Genomic DNA, 19,091 nt, shown 5'->3' with positions numbered 1-19,091 from the left:
AATTGGATCTGTAATTATTTATCGTAATTTCTATATTGCAACTGGAATAAAATTCATAAAATAGAATTGATTCGAAGGTATTATAAGCTGCTCCCATTAGACGTATAAGAGTTGGATTCATCTGTGCTAGCTGATATATATGAGTTTTCAGTCTGCACGATGATAGGTGGCCTTTGAGATAAGCTTGCGCTCGCTATGATTTGTATTCAACGTTTTCAAATGCTTAATATGTATCCGGAATGAAATTCGCTATTAGACCTATTCAACATTTTTTCAAAGTCCCGATGCTAGCAGATCGGTAGGCGTGTAACCAAAATGCTTTTTAAACGCATAGGAGAAATGTGAAAGATTTTCGAATCCTACCGCGTAACAAACTTCGATTGGTTTCATTCTTTTTTCAACAAATTGATAGTGTGCTAGCTCCAATCGTTTTTTTGTTAACCATCGCTGCGGTGTGAGGTTGAAAATCTTGCTAAAATCCCTTTTGAAGGTGGTGAAACTTCGTCCTGTCAGATAACCGAATTTTTCCAGCGATAAATTGAACATAAAGTTCTTTTCCATATAGCCTGCCAGGTCAATTTTGCCGGGTTCTTCAAAGTTAGCCAAAATAGGATCTATTTCTTTATCTATCGCCCGGAGGATACTGATTGCTTCCGTGATTTTCAGGGAGGCAATGTTCTCGGGCAGTTTCTGTAGTTCAAAATCAGGAATCAATGAGGAAAGACAGCTTTCCAGTAAAGGATGATTGTTAAAGCTGTATATCTTTTCCGATTTTCGAGCAGAAGGCTCTATGGTCAGATTTGCATAGAAATTTTTTAGCTTCTCACTCGTTAAGTGCATCACGACCGTTTTGTGAGGCTGTCCATCTTTTGGGTAGTTGATAATTGTTGCTAACTGATTTCTTGGAATTAGAAAAATATCACCTTTTTTAAACACGTAAGTAGCATCGGCTTGTACAATTTTTGTTTCGCCGGAAATAAACCAGATTAACATATGGCACTCGAAACTGATATCCGATTTGAAAAACTTATCCTCATAACAGGATAGCTTAATATCATCTGTTATATATTTTGCTTTATACTCCATGATTCGAATTTTCTGTTCGGCTTTAAAGGCATTGTGATGACATAAATATAAAAAATTAATAGCTAAATCTTTTATCGTAAGCCGTTTGGATATTAGTCTATATTGAACTTTACTCCGATCATTTCTTCACTAAGGTGCCAAAGGCGTTTTGCTGAATCTTTATCCAATGAATATTGTTGGACACCGTTCTGATGCAGTTTTGTATGGGTTGGGATTAAAGGATCTGTTGGTAGCAACTCTGCGATATCGTTATCTTCCAGATATACACCGCCTATTTCATCTAATAACGGACTGGTCGCTGCAAAAACCGTAGTCGCAGCACCTTGTGGAATGGTCTTCAATGCAGCCATCATCGCTGGGTGTATATTTCCATTTTCATCTAAAAATCCTAACTTCCTCCATTGTTCCGGGTCTGCATCCCGCCCCAATTCTGTACCTCCGATCGAGCCGGGATGTAAAGAATACGCCCTTATATTAAAATCTTTGGCTCGGTTATCTAGCTCTAAAGTGAAAAGATTGCTTGCCGTTTTTGATTGACCATAAGCCTGAAGAGTTTCATATTCGCGATTTTCAAAATTTGGATCTTCAAAATTGAAGGAAGAATTATGGTGTCCAAGAGAAGATACATTGACAACTCGTGCAGCACCCGCCTGTTTTAATGCGGGCCACAGTCTAGCTGTAAGATGAAATTGCCCTAAATAATTTGTCGCTAGTTGCGATTCAATTCCACGTTGGTCACGCTGCAAAGGGACCCACATAATACCGGCATTGTTGATTAGTAAATGAAGTGGTCTGCCTGATAAAATGAATTTTCTAGCAAATCTGTCAATAGAAGATGGTTCAATCATATCCACTTCTTCGATTTCGATATTTACTATACCTGCTAAATTTACTTTTGCTTTTTCAACGTTTCTTGCAAGAACGATAACAGTTGCACCGGCAGAAGCGAGCGTTTTGGTAGTTTCAAGTCCGATTCCCGTATTACCTCCCGTTACAATTGCGATTTTATTGCTTAGATCAATTCCTTTAATGACGTCCTCGGAAGTAGATTTTGCTGTGAAGCCAGAACCGATTGGTTTCTGTAATGCCCCTTGATAATTGTTTGCTTTCATTTTTAAAAATTTGATTTTGTTAAGACAAAGGTAGGAGGGATTTTGACGCAGGGTTTTGTTTAGACGTCCTAACTTACTTTGTTTAAAAGATCAATGAAAAATATTAGGCGAACAACTCATTCAATTGATTTGTACAGGTTTTGAACGATTTTGGGGGATCTAATCTTTTTCTTTTTACTATTGCTGATACCGCTGATAATATGATTCAATGAGGTTTTTGAGCTCATTGAAGTCAAGCGACAACTGATCGGATGAAATGGCTATTCCATTTTCGAGCAGATGTTGTTGTACTTGTGGAGCGAACTGCTGTATATAATTTTCGGGATTGTGTAGCTTCAAAAAAACAAAATGGACACCATGGGCCATCCCTGTTGAGACGGATTGAATCGCAGTCCATTTTACTGTCCCAACCTTTATTCCTACTGGTGTACCGTTATATCGAATACCATCTGCGTTTAATAGGAGGCCGGTTCGATTTTTATTAAATAGGGCCTTTATACCACCAATCAGACAATAACACCCTAAGCCTCCTAAGGTCAACATCAGTGACCCAGGGAAAATTCTTATTTTTTCGGCGACAAAGAAGATATAGTAGGCAAATGCCAAAGCCGCTATCGTCATCAGCAAACCAAACAGCGCTAATTTCAGGCGCTTTTTATTATCAAATTCTATGATAGTCTCATTCATAATTCACTTTTTCTTCTATGTATTTATAGGACTAAATTAGAATAACTTTCCTCAAATTTTCAAGGGAATTCCAATTCGTGGTGAATCGTTTTAAATTCGCGGTATTTTAATGTCTATCTGTATTTAAACTATTTTCTAAACTCAATTATATCCAGCGCTATGCCTCCACGAATCATCTGTGATGATCAAAGTATTGATGGGTTAATCTATCCTCGAATCCTTTTCGAGCTTTTTGGTCTGTTTTGCTGAAAAGGTTTTTCCAAAATTGTAGCTGAAACTCAATTTTGCATAGCGTGACTTCAATTTATTCACTGTTTCAATGCTAATCACATTGCCTAAACTGGAAATAGGTCCTTTTTGTAAGTTGAAAATATCCTCAATCGTGAGGGATATATTTAACTTGTCCTGAAGCACTTTTTGCTGTAAACCCGTCGTGATATATCCCGTTGCGCCATATTGCATTTGAAAACTATTTCTTTTCGATGCATAAAAGCCGAGTATTTGAACAGTAGTCTTTGGCAGAATATAGATGAAAGTATTGATCGACCCACTAAAGTTGACAATCCCAGGTAACAAAATATCTTCTGTATTGTTCGATCTGAAAGTTGGGCGTTGTGCTGATAAATATGTACTGACATTCACGCTGCTTCCAAACTTGTTTTGCGACATGACATAACCTCCAATTTGATTTAGATTGTAATCATTATAATAGTTAAACTCTGGACTCCCAACTTCCTCATTATATCTGGAGATATATGTAAACATATTCTTCGAGGAGTTTCCATATAAAGAAAATATCAGTGAATGGTTGCTATTCCACTTATGTGAATATTGCAGATCTAGCCTATTCGCAAAATATGGCTTCAAATGCGTGTTACCATTGGTGAAATAGATAGGATTATTGTTCACCGCAAAAGGATTGAGCATACTATACCCGGGACGTTCGATTCTTCTGTTCCCTGATAAAGCAATGCTGTTTTTAAGGTCTTCGAAATCATAACGTATATTAAAGTTCGGAAATAAATTAAGATAGTTGTTTTTAATTTGTTCGTCAGTTGAAACGGCTCGTAATTTATAGTCGAATGATTCTAATCGCAAGCCTAAATCGAAGGAGAAGTGTTTCAATTTACCATTCAGAGAAGAATAGGCTGCAAGTATATTTTCGTTATATTAAACCTTATTTTCATTATTTAATTCTCCTGCATCGATAATTCCATCTGTGGCTAGATTCTTAAAGAAGCTTTCTGTATTTGCACGGGCATATTTTGCACCGAATTTTAGATCAATACCCTTTCCAATGTTTGTTTTGTAATCTGTATTGAATGTCCAGATTTCATATGGTCTGGAAGTAATAAAATTTCTGCTATCATTTTCTGAGGAATTTATTTCCGTGTTAGAAAAATCATATGCCTTTCTCCAGAATGAAGTGTTATTCTCATTCGAGTATTTCGCGTAATTCATACCGATCGAAAGCTTGCTTTTCGTTTTAAAATCTTTATCATAAATGAAGTCGGCGATATGAAAATTATTGTCCAAAAACATGAAGTCCTGCTGTTTAAGCTGCCTTTGAAATTGATCTTCCCGATTATAGATCGTAGCGTCTCTTTCATTAGGAAATTTGCCATAAAAGCTGGCGTACCAATAATTAAAAGAGAGTGTGCTCGTCGAATCAATATTATAAAGTGTATTGGTTTTCATGGAATGTGTTCTTTGGGATCTTTGGCTGGCCTGTTCTTGTCTATAGAGATAACTAGAATCGGGTAAGTAATAGTTTTTTATTAGATCGTTTCGTTTATGTAGGGTTTTCACTATATGAAAAATTATAGCCCACTGAAATTTCAAACTTACTTTTTTTAAGATTTAAATTGAGCGATTGGTCCGTCCCCCAAAGGGTGGAAACACTTGTAATTGCCGACCCAAAGAAGCCCAAATTGGAATTTTTCTTAAGTCTGATATCGAGCACACCTCCATCTCCGGCGGAATCATATGCCGCACCCGGACTTGTAAGCACGTTAACGGACGAGACCTCATTGCTCGGTAGAGATTTCAGGTAGTTAAATAAATCTTGACCACCCAAATTGACTTTCCGACCATTGATCAATACAGTAGCTCCTTTTCCAAGCAATTGTAATTTGCCTTCCATTTCATCAACTGTTAATCCCGGAACCTGCTTGAGCAGTTCTGCTATATTTGTACTATTGCCTAGTATATTGTTTTCCGCATTAAATCTATACCCACCGGTAATAAGTTCTAGGGGAGGTTTTCTGGAAGAAACTGCAACCTCCTCAAGCTTATTGTCAATCTTATGAAGCTTTATAGTACCCATATCTATATTGCTCCCGTTGGGTATTACAATTCTTTTTATCTGAAACTGAAAGCCCATATGATTGATTTTTAGGTAAAATGAACGCTGACTATGGGTCAATTGGAAGTCCCCACTTTCATTTGTCACCACTGTTCTGACAGGATTGCTGCCACTTTGATGATCCAGTAAGGATATGGAAACTAAATGAACAGGTTCGTTAGTAATAGAATCAACTACTTTTCCCGTAACAGTAAAGGTTGAATCGATGAATGAAATGATCGTCGTGTTAGACGAAGCATGAGATATAGCGAAAAACAACAGGTATGGGAGAACTAGGGCAATTTTTTTTAACTCTTTCATGTATTTAAGGTTCTTGTGCAAAGCTTGATGACAATTGTTTGCAGTTAGTGACTATAGGTTAGTCGAGCTCACGGAAAAAATGTTGCACGTGTAATAATAAAAACGAACATAACTTTAGAAACTTGGTCTTGTTATAGTTAAAGCAAGTCTCTATCCTCGATGGGTTACAGTTTGCCACTATTAAGGCTATGATGTTGGTTTATTTTTATTCTAAAAAATATTATTTTTAAAATAATTAAAACAAATATGGTATATTTATGTTCTAAATAAAGTGTATGAAATATCAGCTTTTAAAAGAAATCATTGGATTAGTTGAAGAGTTTGAACAGGAAAACGTAGACGGAATCTATAGCACTGACGCAAATGGATTTAAACGTTGGATAGTAACAAAGGCAACCGATGTTCTCGAAGAACCCAATTGGGACGGTAAGGAAAATGGGCGTAGTCCGGAAAGTGTCATCAGCACGTTAATAGTGCATATGAATAGGTTCGCAAAAAGTTATTCAAAGGCTGCTATTTGGGAATCTGATTTTTCCACACAAGAGGAGTTTATCTATCTTATTACACTACGGTCCTTTGGTGAGATGACAAAAATGGAATTGATCAGAAGGAATATTCATGAAAAACCAGCCGGCATGGCCATTATAAACCGTTTGATCAAACAAGGTTGGATACGTCAACACGATTCAAAACTGGACCGCCGCAGTAAGTTGCTGTACATCACGGAAAATGGCTTGTCGGCATTGGACCGGCAAATGGGAAAAATACGTCATGCGACGCAGATTGTTTCAGGCGATTTGACCTACCACGAAAAAATAACATTGATAAGTTTATTGGATAAACTGAGCAAATTTCATCAATTAATCTATGATAGAAATATTGCACCGGAAAAATTGCTGGAGCAAGTGAAGTTATAATCCACATCGGGATGCGATAGAAATGACAAAAATCAATAGGATGTGTACATTACTAGTTGCGGTGCCAATAAGTATTGGGAATTGCCCAAGTAGTTTAGCTAAAAAAACAAATGAAAAAGAAGGTAGCCGTTATTGGCGCAGGTTTTTCGGGTCTTTCAGCGGCAGCGTATCTTGCTAAAGCAGGGTACGATGTGCATGTTTTTGAGAAACATACGCAGCCCGGTGGAAGGGCGAGACAATTCAGTACGAAAGAAGGATTTAAATTTGATATGGGACCGAGCTGGTACTGGATGCCCGATATCATTGAGTCCTTTTTTTCGGATTTTGGATGCAGCACAGCTGATTTTTTTGAGCTTGTATCGCTCAATCCTCAATTTGAAATGATATTTGACTCCGGACAAGTTCGTGTTCCGGAATCCTATCAGCAATTAAAACTATTATTTGAACAGATCGAACCTGGGGCTGGTACGCAGTTAGATCGATTTATGGAAGCTGCAAAATTTAAGTATGAAGTGGGGATGCGGGATTTCGTCAATAAACCCTGTCACAATTGGGGCGAATTTCTCTCTCCAAAGATTGCACTTAGCGCTTTTAAGCTAGATTTGCTTTCCAATTTCCGATCCTATGTTGCCAAATATTTTAAGGACCAACGATTGCGGACATTAATGGAATTTCCGGTCATATTTCTGGGCGCCTCACCCAAGGATATTCCGGCATTATATAGCCTGATGAACTACGGCGGTTACGCACTTGGCACTCATTATCCGAAAGGAGGTTTTTTTCAATTAGTACTGGCGATGCAGCAAGTAGCGGAGAGGCAAGGTGTCACTTTTCATTTCGATCATAATGTTGATACATTAAAAATTGAAAAGAATAAGATCACTTCATTAGGTGTTAATGGCGTAGATTACGCATTTGATCTTGTGGTTGCATCCGCTGATTATCATCATATCGAAACACTACTTACCAAGGATTTGAGAAACTATGATGAAGATTATTGGAAGAGTAGGACCTTTGCCCCTTCGAGTTTGATATATTATCTGGGGATGAAATCGTCCATTCCAAATCTAACACACCATACACTGTTCTTTGAGCATCCGTTGGACGATCATATTGACTGTATATATGGTGAAAAAAAATGGCCCCAAAATCCACTGTTCTATGTATGTTGTCCATCCAAAACGGATCCTCATGTGGCTCCCCCAGGCAGTGAGAACCTCTTCTTGTTGATGCCGTTGGCGACAGCTATCTCAGACGATGATGAAACACGTGAAAAATACCTAATTAAGATGTTAGAGCGTTTGGAAAAGCATACTGGTACAAAAAACCTATACGAGCAGATTACATACAAGAGAAGTTACTGCGTAAGCGACTTTATCAGCGATTACAATGCTTACGCTGGAAATGCTTATGGGCTAGCAAATACATTAAAACAGACAGCGGTATGGAAACCCAAGATTAGAAATAAGAAAGTCCATAATCTTTTTTATTCAGGTCAGCTGACAGTTCCTGGTCCCGGAGTACCTCCATCCATCTTATCGGGGAAAATTGTTGCCAAAGAAGCCATTGAATTATATCGTAAAACATAAGACCATGAAAAAGCTATTTGATGAACTCGCTTATGAAGTAAGCAAAAAAACAACTGAAAAGTATAGTACAAGTTTCTCGCTTGGTATATTGGCCCTCAAGCCAAGCATTAGGGCTAGTATTTATGCAATCTATGGCTACGTAAGGTTGGCTGATGAAATAGTCGATAGTTTTCATGGTTATGATAAGCAGCGACTTTTGGCGCGGTTATACCTCGAGACTAACTGTGCTTTAGAGGAAGGTATCTCATTAAATCCGATATTACAGTCTTTTCAGGAGACGGTGCATAAGTATGCTATCGACATCGAGCTGATCCGACAATTTCTGCATAGCATGGAAATGGATCTGAATAAGGTCGACTATAATTCCGAACGTTATAAAGAATATATTTATGGTTCGGCTGAAGTGGTGGGGCTGATGTGTTTACAGGTTTTTACAGAAGGTAATAGACAGCGCTATGAGGAGTTAAAACCTTACGCCATGAAACTGGGTTCTGCATTTCAAAAAATAAACTTCTTGCGTGACCTCAAGGAAGATTATCAGGTGCTTGGACGTACCTATTTTCCAAACCTGGATATGGCGGTGTTTGACAATGCACTCAAAAGCCAGATTGAGGATGAGATACACAGCGAATTTAAGGAAGCGCTTTTGGGAATCAAAAAATTGCCTGCATCGGCAAAATTTGGCGTTTATCTGGCTTATAAATATTATCTTTCACTATTTGCGAAGATTCGGAAAAAATCCTCCAAAGAAATTTTGGAAAGCAGGATTAGGATACCTAATGCACAAAAAGCCTACGTTGCTTTTAAAAGTTATCTACGTTACAAAGCTGCTTACTTATAAAATAGAGTTATGAATTTTATTACAGTATTGGTCACTTTTATTGCTATGGAGGGCGCCACCTGGCTTATCCATAAATACATTATGCACGGCTTTCTCTGGATATTACATCGCGATCACCATGATCACAGCAATGTGGGGTTTCTGGAAAAGAATGATTACTTTTTTATCATTTTTGCCCTTCCCACGATCGCGTTGATGTATTTTGGGTCGTTAAAGGCGTACAATTATCTGTTTTATATTGGATTGGGAATTATGCTCTATGGTATGGCATATTTCTTTGTGCATGATATATTTATCCATCAACGTTTCAAATGGTTGAGTAAAACGAATAACCCTTACTTTTTAGCGCTTCGTCGCGCCCATAAACAACACCATAAACATTTAGGCAAAGAGGAGGGCGAGTGTTTTGGCTTTTTATATGTTCCAATGAAATACTTTAAAATGTATACTAACAATGAAAAAATATGATGCAATATACTTATTCGCTTATCTTATTTTTTACGGTCATAATCTGTTTTGTCGCATCCTTCGACAAGCGGCTTCGATTCGATCGTGAGTTCATCCCATTTTTAAAGGCATCAGCGCTTGTTGCTGTATTTTTTATAGCTTGGGATGTCTGGTTTACCAGTAAGGGAGTGTGGTGGTTTGACACAAGATATACCTTGGGACTGGCTATAGCAGGACTACCATTGGAAGAATGGCTATTCTTTATCTTCATCCCTTTTTCATGTATTTTTACCTATTTCTGCATCGATAAATTTTTTAGATTACAATCGCTATCGGCTTTTAATAATGTTGTTGTCTTTGTAAGTTTCATTATATGTGCTGTTGTTGCCCTTCGATATGCTGACAGAATCTATACCGTAGTTACCGCTGCTGTGACTATGGTGACATTGGTGCTTTTTCACTTTGTATTTCGGATACAATGGATTACGCAGGCCTCTTTAGTCTTCACTTTGCTGATGCTGGGCTTTTTACCTGTCAACGGCATACTTACCGGAACAGGATTGGAGTCCCCTATTGTCAATTACAATCCAATGGAATTTATGGGGATTAGGGTACTTACGATTCCGGTTGAAGATGCAGTGTACGGATACACTCAGTTTTTGTGGGTTCTTTACTTTTTCAAAAAGTTTCAAAGTATGCCCCTAAAATCCAATCTATAAAGTGGATGCATTTGGACAGCTCAAATAAGCTCAGAAATCCGCTGCTTGATTTTTTGGAAAGTAAATCCATGTTTGTAATGGATTTACTTTATCGACTCTCACTTTGAATTAAAAATACCTTAATTAATTTTTTTGCTTATTGTTTTACCCAGTAAAAAGTTTTTGAAAAGATGCCTTTATGGGCCACAATTTTCAACTTTTTTCCCTGCAGGTACATTTCGCAATTGCCTTTTTGGCCAGTATCATGGTTTTCCACAGTCCCCTTCCATTCATTTTTTTCAAAACGCACATTGTAGAGGGTTGGACGTCCTTTGGGATCAAGACCAGAAAATTTTCCGTTGCTGTAAGTGATGGTGATAATGAAGCCTTCCTCGGTTTTCCATTTACCTGCAAAAATTATCATTGGAGGATTGAGCAACACTCATTATTGCCATGAAGATGATGACAAGGGATGACAGTATTTTTTTCATATGTAATGATTTCATACTGCAAAGCAAATTAAAATAATCTGCAGTGTTTTTAATATATCTTAAAAATGAAATCGACTACCTGCACGCGCGTATCACGCTTAGTGTTTGTTGGGTAATACCCAGATAGGAGGCAATATGTCCCAAGGAGGCTCTTAGCAATATGCCAGGAAATTTGTCGAGCATATTTTTATAGCGTTGCTCGGCAGTTTGAAATTGTAATGCAAGAGTTTTTTCGGATAGCATACTAATCACTTGCAGCGATACCTGCAGCCGGAAGTTCTTAAAAGCAGGGATGCTATTACAGAGTTCGTCGAGTTTGCTATAGGGGATAGCACGCAAACAAGCTTCTTCCAATACCTGTTTACCATAGGGGTGGGGGCGGTCAAAAAAAAACTTTCAAAAGATATCAGGAAATTATTCTCGTCGAAAAAATAATGAGTGATATCCTTTCCATCTAAATTATAAAAAGCGCGTAATAATCCTTTTTCAATAAAATAAACATTTTGGTGGTGATTGTCAGGATGTGCCAGTACAGTACCTTTCGCAAATATTTGTTTACTAAAGGCTCTGCCGATAGCATCACATTCGGCGCTGTTCAATTTTATGTTTCTAAGTAGATAAGATAAGAGTTCCATTTACTTCAAATATAGAAAAATGCAACAGGCTGCCCATAATTCCTCTCCAAATTTATTTGAATATTCTCCAAGTCCATCAGGCAATAAATGGATTAATTTCACCGTTGGCAAAAGAGTGTGAAATGTATGCCCAAGATTGAATTTTTTAATACCTAATGGATTGTGCAGCAAGTTGCTTTAAGTAGGAGATAGTATCTGGTATAAGAAATGATATTTCAGCCCTTACCAAGCTTTCTATTTTGTAGCAATCCTGTAACGATTGATGTCAGTAATCAATTCAGCCCTATTGCTGTTTAAAATGAATTTAAAAATTTTTAGATGGACCCAAATTACGGTTTTGAGCTTTAATACCGCAAAACAATATCTGTTTTTTTCTTGTTTTTATTCATAATATATAGGGTATTTAATGAATAAAAACAAGAAAATTAGTGACTTAACTCAACTCAACGAAGACCTGGAAAACTATTTTAGCAATACCATTATCCCGCAGTTATTCGTTGATGCTAACTTAATTTTAAGAAAGTTCACTCCACCAGCAATGAAGCAGTTTGATCTTAAATCTGAATTCATAGGAATGCCGCTAGAGGATATAAGAGAAAATTTTAGATTTCCGACCTTTATCAGTAATATAAACACGGTGATAGCGACAGGTAAAATCTTGGAGAAAGAAATACAGACTACAGATTTAAAGTGGTACCAGATGAATATACTCCCTTATCATGTCCGTAATGAGAACCGGACGAATGGAGTCATTATTACATTTGTAGATATTACGCCAAGAGTAAAGGATCTTAAAGAACAAGAACGGCTTGTTCTAGAACATGAGTTGCTGCTCGATACAATAGCCCATGATATTAAAAATCCATTATTGGTACTTAAACTAACATTTGGGTTAATGAAGGAATTTAAGGATAAAAATTCAGCGAAATTCTTGCCCTTAATGCAAAATCATGAGAAAAGTTTGGTAGAAATAAAAAAAATAATAGATGATCTGACCGAAAGTCGTTGGGAAAAGCAGAAGTATCAGGCATCAACTGAACTGATCGATCTTCCAAATATTCTAGAGGACGTGCGGTTGAGTTTAGCACCGCAGCTGATAGAAACCGATGCAATCATCCGACAGGATTTAAAAGTTTCGGAATTTACTTTTGTACGACGTAAGCTGCGTAGTGTGCTCTATAATCTGATGAATAATGCGATTAAATATACACCAGAGTCACAGTCTCCAGAAATTCTAGTGCAATCTTTCAAGGAAGATGGCTATGTCGTTATTTCTGTAAAGGATAATGGGATAGGCATGGGGCCAGAAGTGCAGCAGACGATTTTTGAGAAATTTAAACGCGCAACCAAAATGGTCGATGGATCTGGCGTAGGTCTATATTTGGTCAATACGATTGTGACACAAGCTGGTGGAAAGATCGACTTAATAAGTGAGCCTGGGCATGGAACAGAAATAAAGATCTTTTTGAAGCAAGATTAGGTTTGAACTTCGGAAATGATTGATTTAATTGATCATGTTGAATTTGTTCGTAGATTAGAGGAGAAACACCAAAATAGCAGTAGCAAAAGATCAACAGTTTTAATATGGATGCCACAAATCATGAAAGCAGACGAACAGACATACCGTAGTTACAGGCTTTCCATTGCAAGCGAATTTGAAACGGTGTTTTCTCATTTTTATTTTGCAGAGAACAATTCAGCAACTGCCCTAACGAAAACATTGTTGCCGTCTTTTCAGACTATTATGGTGTTCAACTTTGGTACAATAGTCCGATTGGTTTCTGATGCCAAAAATGAAATCGAGGTGGACAAATGCATCGTACTAGGTCCCTTAAAATCTGCCTTTGAATATACACTTCTCCCCGGATCACAAATTTTAGTGGTTAATTTCAAGGGCGATGCATTTTATCGTTTTTTTGGAAAGGCATTTCTTTCACAGCATTTGCCAATAAACCCAGATGAAGTTATAAGTGAAAATTGTTTTAGCTACCTGTGGCATCAGTTGAACGGTATGACAAGTGTATCAGACCGAGTAAACTGCATTCTCGATTTTTGCAGACTTACTTAAAATCACAGCACAGCACCGCGGCTTTATTGGCTAATTTTAAAGACAGTACACGCAATCCAGTCAAGACCATTGCCGAAGAAACCGGGCAAACTGAAAGAAATGTGCAATTGACGCAAAAAAAGCATTTTGGCTATAGCTCCAAAGAGCTTAGTAGATACCAGCGTTTTGTAAAAGCAATTGAACTGATACAACATGTTCTTTTATCATCGAAAAAAGTGGACTGGTTTGAAATTATAGCTGAATGTGGATATTACGACCAAAGCCAGCTTATCCGGGATTTTAAGCATTTTATCAATCTTTCCCCAAGAAATTTTGTTCGATTTCAGCAAGATATCTGCCGGGCTTCAGGAGAATAGCCTTTTCGTTTTCTTACAATTTTTCCGTTTACTTTCAGGCTATTTTTGTTTTATTCAATTACTTAAAACAAAAAAAATGAAACATCTTATTATTTATGCCCATCCAAATACGGCAAGTTTAAATCATTTATTCAAGCAAACAATTGAAGAAACACTCCTGCAACAAAAGAACGAAGTTGTAGTCAGGGATCTGTATCAGCTTAATTTCGACCCTGTGCTGTCCCTTGAAGATATGGACGGACAACGCAGGGGCATCGTAAGCGAAGCAATTAGAAAGGAACAGCAACATATTTCCTGGGCTGAAGCTGTTACCTTTATTTATCCGATATGGTGGACAGGTATGCCGGCTATGATGAAAGGATATATCGATAGGGTATTCAGCTACGGATTTGCCTATAGGTACGATAACGGAGTACAAAAAGGACTGTTGGCCGGTAAGACCGCCTACATTATCAATTCACATGGAAAATCAAAGGCTGAATATCAGGAAATAGGAATGGATAGGGCGCTGATACTGACCTCCGACAGAGGTATCTATACCTATTGTGGCTTCGATGTGAAGTGCCATTTATTCTTTGACCGTGCCGACCGTGCAGCAGCAGAAACGATAGATGAATGGAAAATGGAAATCGTTGATGCTTATTCCTTGGTTCGATAAAGTCCTTTTACCAAGAAGTTAATTTCAGCTATATTAACTTCTTGGGAGGACGGAGGTGATCTTGATCGGATATGCTATCAACTTTTTTGTTCATCTATTTTCTTGTTATTCTAACCATCCCAGCTCCGGCTAATTCGTAAAAACCAGTACGACTTGAATGCACACGTTTATATGATGATTTAACTTTTTGTTCTACGCTTATTTTGGTTAATACTTCTCTGGAAAAGCCTAAAAGCCTCATTTGTGCCCGGAGCAGATCACTGCCCTCCAATCGGAAAGTGACTGAATCTTTGCCGACTCGAAAGTTTGAAATTGGGTAATTTATAAAAACTATTCCACCCCAATTGGCCACTTTAAAATACTGTCGTGGTATGATACCAAAGGCCAGTCCGGCGCCATATACTTCCTGGCCGACTTCACCGCTTTTCTCCCAGCCATCATGTATGTCTTGAAGTGGAATCCATAGATCTTTTTGTATTTCACCCGTTTTGGTTTTTTCGACAATCATTTCTGTCGGAAGTAGCGGAGGGTAATAGTAGGCGAGTCGGCCCGCAGCATACTTGATAAATTCCGGGATCAATATTTTTAGCGATGGAAGAATAGCCATTCCTGCTGCCACCTCAAGATAATGATGCAGGGCAGCAAATACTTCCAGCTCTTCGTATGCCGCGGTATAGGGGGCATCTTTCAAGGGAAAAACAGAAAAAAAATAAGGAAAGTTTTTGCCGTAACCATAATTGCATTCCCACAATTGACAGTTTTTAAATATGCCGGCGAGGCAGCAATAGCTTAGTTTTAGGTAATGCTCATCGTCGGTCACCTTATACATCTCCAAAAAGGCCCCAGCAGCAAATGCCGTATTGTTGGCCTGATAAAATATATCAAAGGCCAGACCGTCTAAACTTTTAAGTGCTCTGCTTGCTTCCAGAAAAAATCGTTTTTCTTTGGTCAGCTGCCAGGCCAGGAGCATAACGTGTGCATATGATCCCGGGACGTCTTTTTCACCACCTTTACCTGGAGTCGTTTCGGCTTTTAATACCTCCAAAGTGGTCATCTTATAAAAGACAGGCCATTGATAGTCAAAATGTTTGGCAACCTTTATCGCATAATCTATCGAATCCAGAAATAGTTTTTCAGCCATCTTGTCGCCCCGCAATGCAAGCCTGGCGAGGTTTAACAAGGGGTGATGTAGATACCAGGAGTCCATTACCATCTCACTCTTTTGCTCTTCGGAATGATCCAAGTCATCTTTTAACGAAGGGTGCCACCTGACTAAACTCTTTATAGACTTATCATAAAATGAGGTGAGTCCATCGGAGAGCTCCTGCAACAAAGGGTGCTGCTCTCCGGTCCAGGTAAGATACTCATGCAATGGGAGTATGACGGCAAGCTGCACCATGATTTCTGCAGGCGTTTTGTAGTCGCCCACATAAGCATTCAGATAAGGACTGCCGTCTGTTTGTGTCCAGCAACCTTTGTTGTTCGAAATATTATCCAGGATCTTTTCAGCCGACTGCAGCCAATTATGTTGGCTGGCTTCAGGCTTAGGAAGGAGGAGGTATATTGATGCCAGTGAATCGAGGTAACTTTCAACGACCTCGACGTCACTTTCGGGAATCTTTTCATCGAGCTGTACAAAAGCATCCGAAATGATATATTCTTTATTGGCCGGCAATGGTTTTTCAGCGTTTACAGGAAACTGGAACCCCAGTTCTGGCCATTCACCGCCGACAGTTTCCCGGAGTGATACTTCTGTTTCCTGGCAATAGGGAGACATGGCTGTGAGATTCTGAAAATAGAACACCGAACCGGCTTTTGGCTTTGTCATACTAAAATAAAGCTGTCCTGACCGGGACCCTACCTGTTTGGCATGTATTTTTCCCACTGTATTTTCAGTATTTCCATCTTTAGTCAAGGGAACAATATCGCGGGGCCAAAACGGGATAAGAAGCGGTAATTTCGTTCGCAAGGTCGTGGTATAACGAAAGGTGGCGCGCAGACTTTCGGGAAAGAAGACAATGATTCGATAATAGGCTAACCTAGTAGAAGCAGTGATAAGGATCTCATCGGGAGCTTCGGAGATCGTCACCTTTTCAAACCTGCTATTCATCCCAAAGGCCAGTCTAAAGGCTATGCTAGCGCCCGTTGGCCAGATAACCACGAGCCAAATCGAATCGCCTGGATTATGAATTTTGAGTCTGTATGTTTTTAGGTCTATTTCAAAAATAGACGTAGAATCTGCTATATCAGCCTGGACCGTTGCTGTCCAAGGAGTGACGGGATTTATCATCATGCTAATTTCTTAACTGTATAATGTGCTTGTCTCCTTATAGGAAGAGAAGCAAGGTAACAATCGTTTTAACAATTGATGTTTATGGTACAACTACGGTGAAAACGTGTTTGTCCTGTTTTTCAATTAGGCTGATGAAAGGAATAACTAAGCTTTGAAGAAAATAAATTGATTGTGGCTAGGGATAGGATGTGTTTTGCTAAAGATAACTCAATGGACGATTGCACAGGTATAATAAATGCCCGGATTACCGGGCATTTATTAACTTATGACGCAGACTCGTTTACTGACGAGCCGGCTATTTCTGTGAGTAATGTATCGGTTTGCTTTTCCTCATCTAGTGTTTGTTGAAGCAATTGCTCGGCTTCAGTATGGTTCATTAATTTTGCAAATGTGACAAGGCAACCATAGCTGGCGATTTCATAATGTTCAACTTTTTGGGCTGCAGAAATGAGTGCCGCATCTAGTGCTGGATCGCCTTCAAAATTTTCAATGATTTCATCAGCTTCCTCCAGCAGACCTTCCATAGCTTTACATTTTTTCCCGCGGGCAGCAATGCCCAACGCTCCAAATACTTCTTTAAGCCGCTCGATTTGTCCTTCAGTTTGGCTGTGGTGCTCCTCAAATGCTTGTTTTAATTGTTCGTCTTCTGCGGCTTTGCTCATTTTCTTTAAACCTTTTAAGAGCTGTTTCTCCGCGCCTAAAATATCTTTTAATTCGTCTACAAATAACTCATGTAAATGCTCGTTTGGCATTTGTTGCTGATTTTGATTCGATTTTGCCATAATTCTTTTTAGAGATGGACACGAGTGGGGAGAAGATCGTTTTTAAAAATTCTTAATTTTGATTTCTGTTTTGTCAATTCGGGAGTACAATTATTGGAAAAGGTCTAAAACGTATTGCCGGGGATCAACTATTTCTAATTTTTTTAATTGTGCTGGATCTACCAATCTATTTCTTGGTGTGGTCACTAATAGTATGCCATCGTCCTTCATGCGATAGCGATGATCTGCTATAGTGATGATCTTCTAAAACAAAGCAGGCCTGAGAATGGTTTTTTTAGCAGAATCCTGATTGCTATATGCATATTGAATTTGGCCATTGCAAATAAATAGCACAGTCAAGGGAATTTAGATAAGGTGCCGCGTATGAAAAGAAGAAAATTTATAGTGCAAACAGGCCTTGCAGGATCGGGCTTAATCTTTAGCGCAGCGGCACCTAATATTTTGGTAAGAACAATTAAAGAACATAGTATGGTAAAACCTGATAATTTAAGCAAACACAGACGTTTTCGCTCCAATAATAAAGCCGGGTTTGGTGGCGTGGCATTAGGGAATGGCTTTCAGCAAAACGCAGATCTAGAATGTCTCCAAGCAGTAGAAGCAGCTTGGAATGCTGGGATACGATTATTTGATACTTCCCCATGATACGGATTGGGCATCAGCGAACGCAGAATGGGCTTGTTTTTAAAAGATCAGCCACGCGACAGCTTTACCCTTTCCACTAAAGTAGGACGACTCTTAGAACCTAAAGAGGACTTTACCATGGAACAGTTGTTATGGAAGGGTAAAATGAATTTTCGTTATCAATACGATTACAGTGCTGCCGGTGTGAGAAAAAGCGTAGAGGATAGCTTACAGCGCATGGGCTTATCATCTATAGATATCGTATATATTCATGATCTTTCACCCGACAATGGTGATATGAAAGACAGCTATGGAAGTTACTTTGAGCAAGCGGCGAAAGGAGCGATGCCCGAGCTGACTAAAATGAGAGAAGAAGGTATAATAAAAGGATGGGGGCTAGGTGTCAATACCATCGAACCAATTTTGCAAACATTAGACGTGGCAGATCCCGATATTTTTCTTTCAGCCTGCCAATATTCGTTGATTAAACATGATGACGATTTGAATAAGGTTTTCCCAAAGATCGCTGAGAGAGGGTTGTCGATTGTTGTAGGCGCACCACTGTGTGCTGGATTTCTGTCAGGCAGGGACCGCTACCTATATGATGGAACGTTTCCTGCTGGGGTTAAAGAAAAGTTGAATGCTTTACAAAGGGTGGCTGACGATCATGCTGTAGACCTGCGGACAGCTGCATTGCAATTCGCTGCAGCACCAGACGAGGTTTCAGGAGTGATACCCGGAGCACATACCGTAAAGCAGGCCATTCAAAATGCGGAATCTTTCAAGACTAAAATTTCCGCCGATTTTTGGGAAGAATTAAAACATGAAAAATTAATTGCGGCAAATGCTCCCGTACCAAAAGCATAGCATTTAGAATCGTACCTTAAATAAATTGGCTTGCCGTATCGAATTTGAATAACAGTATCTAAATATGAATAGACAAATTACACAAAACAACATAAAAGACAATACAACATAAAAGACAATACATTCTTTTGGTATAGCTATATTAAATGGTTCAATGGATACGACGAAATAAACGAGATCAACATTGACGAAGCATTAGAAGTTATCGGCATTGACAAAGAAAAATTAGCGGAATGGGAAGAACGATTTTTTTCGCTAGATGACTTTGGAGAAGTTTC

At 38.7% G+C, this 19,091-nt stretch carries 18 protein-coding genes and 1 pseudogene; 11 read left to right on the top strand and 8 right to left on the bottom strand.

The features are described 5' to 3' along the window. Positions 1 to 273: 273 nt before the first annotated feature. From B2X72_RS02815 to B2X72_RS02795, 5 genes and pseudogenes are all read right to left on the bottom strand, one after another. Positions 274 to 1,086 (bottom strand): helix-turn-helix domain-containing protein, encoded by an 813-nt coding sequence (locus tag B2X72_RS02815; RefSeq protein ID WP_070566826.1) that lies wholly within the window; start codon positions 1,084 to 1,086, stop codon positions 274 to 276. Between the two features lie 92 nt (positions 1,087 to 1,178). Then, the gene (locus B2X72_RS02810) at positions 1,179 to 2,198 is read right to left on the bottom strand and encodes an SDR family NAD(P)-dependent oxidoreductase (protein WP_070566824.1); all 1,020 of its coding nucleotides are present in this window, start codon (positions 2,196 to 2,198) and stop codon (positions 1,179 to 1,181) included. A 177-nt stretch (positions 2,199 to 2,375) separates the two neighbouring features. Beyond that, the gene (locus B2X72_RS02805; RefSeq protein WP_070566822.1) at positions 2,376 to 2,885 is read right to left on the bottom strand and encodes an STM3941 family protein; all 510 of its coding nucleotides are present in this window, start codon (positions 2,883 to 2,885) and stop codon (positions 2,376 to 2,378) included. 201 nt (positions 2,886 to 3,086) lie between these two features. After that, positions 3,087 to 4,427, bottom strand: a pseudogene (locus B2X72_RS02800) (outer membrane beta-barrel family protein). A gap of 250 nt (positions 4,428 to 4,677) precedes the next feature. Next, positions 4,678 to 5,550: a carboxypeptidase-like regulatory domain-containing protein gene (locus B2X72_RS02795; protein WP_070566816.1), complete on the bottom strand. Its 873-nt coding sequence runs from the start codon at positions 5,548 to 5,550 to the stop codon at positions 4,678 to 4,680. A gap of 275 nt (positions 5,551 to 5,825) precedes the next feature. On the opposite strand from B2X72_RS02795, the gene B2X72_RS02790 reads away from it, so the two are divergent. From B2X72_RS02790 to B2X72_RS02770, 5 genes are all read left to right on the top strand, one after another. After that, a complete protein-coding gene (locus tag B2X72_RS02790; protein WP_070566814.1) occupies positions 5,826 to 6,467 on the top strand; it encodes a MarR family winged helix-turn-helix transcriptional regulator in 642 nt (213 codons plus the stop codon). 110 nt (positions 6,468 to 6,577) lie between these two features. Further along, positions 6,578 to 8,056, top strand: a complete 1,479-nt coding sequence (locus tag B2X72_RS02785) for a phytoene desaturase family protein (RefSeq protein ID WP_070566812.1) — start codon at positions 6,578 to 6,580, stop codon at positions 8,054 to 8,056. 4 nt (positions 8,057 to 8,060) lie between these two features. Next, the gene (locus B2X72_RS02780) at positions 8,061 to 8,897 is read left to right on the top strand and encodes a phytoene/squalene synthase family protein (protein WP_070567139.1); all 837 of its coding nucleotides are present in this window, start codon (positions 8,061 to 8,063) and stop codon (positions 8,895 to 8,897) included. Positions 8,898 to 8,906: 9 nt separating this feature from the next. After that, on the top strand, positions 8,907 to 9,365 hold the full coding sequence (locus B2X72_RS02775) for a sterol desaturase family protein (protein WP_070566810.1): 459 nt from the start codon (positions 8,907 to 8,909) through the stop codon (positions 9,363 to 9,365). Continuing rightward, entirely contained in the window at positions 9,362 to 10,063 is a 702-nt protein-coding gene (locus tag B2X72_RS02770) for a lycopene cyclase domain-containing protein (protein WP_070566807.1), read from the top strand. Before B2X72_RS02775 ends, B2X72_RS02770 begins: the two co-directional genes overlap by 4 nt. Positions 10,064 to 10,199: 136 nt before the next feature. On the opposite strand, the gene B2X72_RS02765 is transcribed toward B2X72_RS02770, so the two are convergent. After that, a complete protein-coding gene (locus B2X72_RS02765; protein ID WP_139145013.1) occupies positions 10,200 to 10,466 on the bottom strand; it encodes a hypothetical protein in 267 nt (88 codons plus the stop codon). 1,108 nt (positions 10,467 to 11,574) lie between these two features. Between B2X72_RS02765 and B2X72_RS02760 the strand changes: the two genes are divergently transcribed. The 4 genes from B2X72_RS02760 (at position 11,575) to B2X72_RS02745 (ending at position 14,250) form a co-directional block, all read left to right on the top strand. Next, positions 11,575 to 12,648 (top strand): ATP-binding protein, encoded by a 1,074-nt coding sequence (locus tag B2X72_RS02760; RefSeq protein WP_070566801.1) that lies wholly within the window; start codon positions 11,575 to 11,577, stop codon positions 12,646 to 12,648. A gap of 15 nt (positions 12,649 to 12,663) precedes the next feature. After that, positions 12,664 to 13,236, top strand: a complete 573-nt coding sequence (locus B2X72_RS02755) for a hypothetical protein (RefSeq protein WP_217493542.1) — start codon at positions 12,664 to 12,666, stop codon at positions 13,234 to 13,236. Beyond that, the gene (locus tag B2X72_RS02750) at positions 13,221 to 13,592 is read left to right on the top strand and encodes a helix-turn-helix domain-containing protein (protein WP_217493541.1); all 372 of its coding nucleotides are present in this window, start codon (positions 13,221 to 13,223) and stop codon (positions 13,590 to 13,592) included. The genes B2X72_RS02755 and B2X72_RS02750 overlap by 16 nt, the downstream gene beginning before the upstream one ends. Before the next feature lie 76 nt (positions 13,593 to 13,668). Continuing rightward, positions 13,669 to 14,250: an NAD(P)H-dependent oxidoreductase gene (locus tag B2X72_RS02745; RefSeq protein WP_070566799.1), complete on the top strand. Its 582-nt coding sequence runs from the start codon at positions 13,669 to 13,671 to the stop codon at positions 14,248 to 14,250. 94 nt (positions 14,251 to 14,344) lie between these two features. Here the strand turns inward: B2X72_RS02745 and B2X72_RS02740 are convergent, their stop codons facing one another. Beyond that, positions 14,345 to 16,543: a hypothetical protein gene (locus tag B2X72_RS02740; protein WP_217493540.1), complete on the bottom strand. Its 2,199-nt coding sequence runs from the start codon at positions 16,541 to 16,543 to the stop codon at positions 14,345 to 14,347. 263 nt (positions 16,544 to 16,806) lie between these two features. Further along, positions 16,807 to 17,325, bottom strand: coding sequence for a ferritin-like domain-containing protein (locus B2X72_RS02735; protein WP_286848217.1), 519 nt, complete (start codon positions 17,323 to 17,325; stop codon positions 16,807 to 16,809). Between the two features lie 363 nt (positions 17,326 to 17,688). Here B2X72_RS02735 and B2X72_RS02730 point away from each other — a divergent pair, with 363 nt between their 5' ends. Together B2X72_RS02730 and B2X72_RS02725 are read left to right on the top strand one after the other, a co-directional pair. Then, positions 17,689 to 17,967, top strand: coding sequence for a hypothetical protein (locus B2X72_RS02730; protein WP_286848215.1), 279 nt, complete (start codon positions 17,689 to 17,691; stop codon positions 17,965 to 17,967). Between the two features lie 6 nt (positions 17,968 to 17,973). After that, on the top strand, positions 17,974 to 18,813 hold the full coding sequence (locus B2X72_RS02725; RefSeq protein WP_286848213.1) for an aldo/keto reductase: 840 nt from the start codon (positions 17,974 to 17,976) through the stop codon (positions 18,811 to 18,813). The last annotated feature ends 278 nt before the right edge of the window (positions 18,814 to 19,091 follow it).

Origin of the sequence: Sphingobacterium sp. UBA7253 (assembly GCF_002472745.1) — a bacterium.
Classification (GTDB): Bacteria; Bacteroidota; Bacteroidia; order Sphingobacteriales; family Sphingobacteriaceae; genus Sphingobacterium; species Sphingobacterium siyangense.
Note: the sequence above shows the minus strand (reverse complement) of the source record. Positions and strands in the feature narration are given on the sequence as shown.

Excerpts from the sequence above, each read along its gene's own strand:
- B2X72_RS02745 (WP_070566799.1), top strand. The coding sequence starts at position 13,669 with ATGAAACATCTTATTATTTATGCCCATCCAAATACGGCAAGTTTAAAT.
- B2X72_RS02795 (WP_070566816.1), bottom strand. The coding sequence starts at position 5,550 with ATGAAAGAGTTAAAAAAAATTGCCCTAGTTCTCCCATACCTGTTGTTT.
- B2X72_RS02735 (WP_286848217.1), bottom strand. The coding sequence starts at position 17,325 with ATGGCAAAATCGAATCAAAATCAGCAACAAATGCCAAACGAGCATTTA.
- B2X72_RS02815 (WP_070566826.1), bottom strand. The coding sequence starts at position 1,086 with ATGGAGTATAAAGCAAAATATATAACAGATGATATTAAGCTATCCTGT.
- B2X72_RS02805 (WP_070566822.1), bottom strand. The coding sequence starts at position 2,885 with ATGAATGAGACTATCATAGAATTTGATAATAAAAAGCGCCTGAAATTA.
- B2X72_RS02755 (WP_217493542.1), top strand. The coding sequence starts at position 12,664 with ATGATTGATTTAATTGATCATGTTGAATTTGTTCGTAGATTAGAGGAG.
- B2X72_RS02775 (WP_070566810.1), top strand. The coding sequence starts at position 8,907 with ATGAATTTTATTACAGTATTGGTCACTTTTATTGCTATGGAGGGCGCC.
- B2X72_RS02760 (WP_070566801.1), top strand. The coding sequence starts at position 11,575 with ATGAATAAAAACAAGAAAATTAGTGACTTAACTCAACTCAACGAAGAC.
- B2X72_RS02765 (WP_139145013.1), bottom strand. The coding sequence starts at position 10,466 with ATGATAATTTTTGCAGGTAAATGGAAAACCGAGGAAGGCTTCATTATC.
- B2X72_RS02790 (WP_070566814.1), top strand. The coding sequence starts at position 5,826 with ATGAAATATCAGCTTTTAAAAGAAATCATTGGATTAGTTGAAGAGTTT.
- B2X72_RS02740 (WP_217493540.1), bottom strand. The coding sequence starts at position 16,543 with ATGATGATAAATCCCGTCACTCCTTGGACAGCAACGGTCCAGGCTGAT.
- B2X72_RS02810 (WP_070566824.1), bottom strand. The coding sequence starts at position 2,198 with ATGAAAGCAAACAATTATCAAGGGGCATTACAGAAACCAATCGGTTCT.
- B2X72_RS02785 (WP_070566812.1), top strand. The coding sequence starts at position 6,578 with ATGAAAAAGAAGGTAGCCGTTATTGGCGCAGGTTTTTCGGGTCTTTCA.
- B2X72_RS02770 (WP_070566807.1), top strand. The coding sequence starts at position 9,362 with ATGATGCAATATACTTATTCGCTTATCTTATTTTTTACGGTCATAATC.
- B2X72_RS02780 (WP_070567139.1), top strand. The coding sequence starts at position 8,061 with ATGAAAAAGCTATTTGATGAACTCGCTTATGAAGTAAGCAAAAAAACA.
- B2X72_RS02730 (WP_286848215.1), top strand. The coding sequence starts at position 17,689 with ATGAAAAGAAGAAAATTTATAGTGCAAACAGGCCTTGCAGGATCGGGC.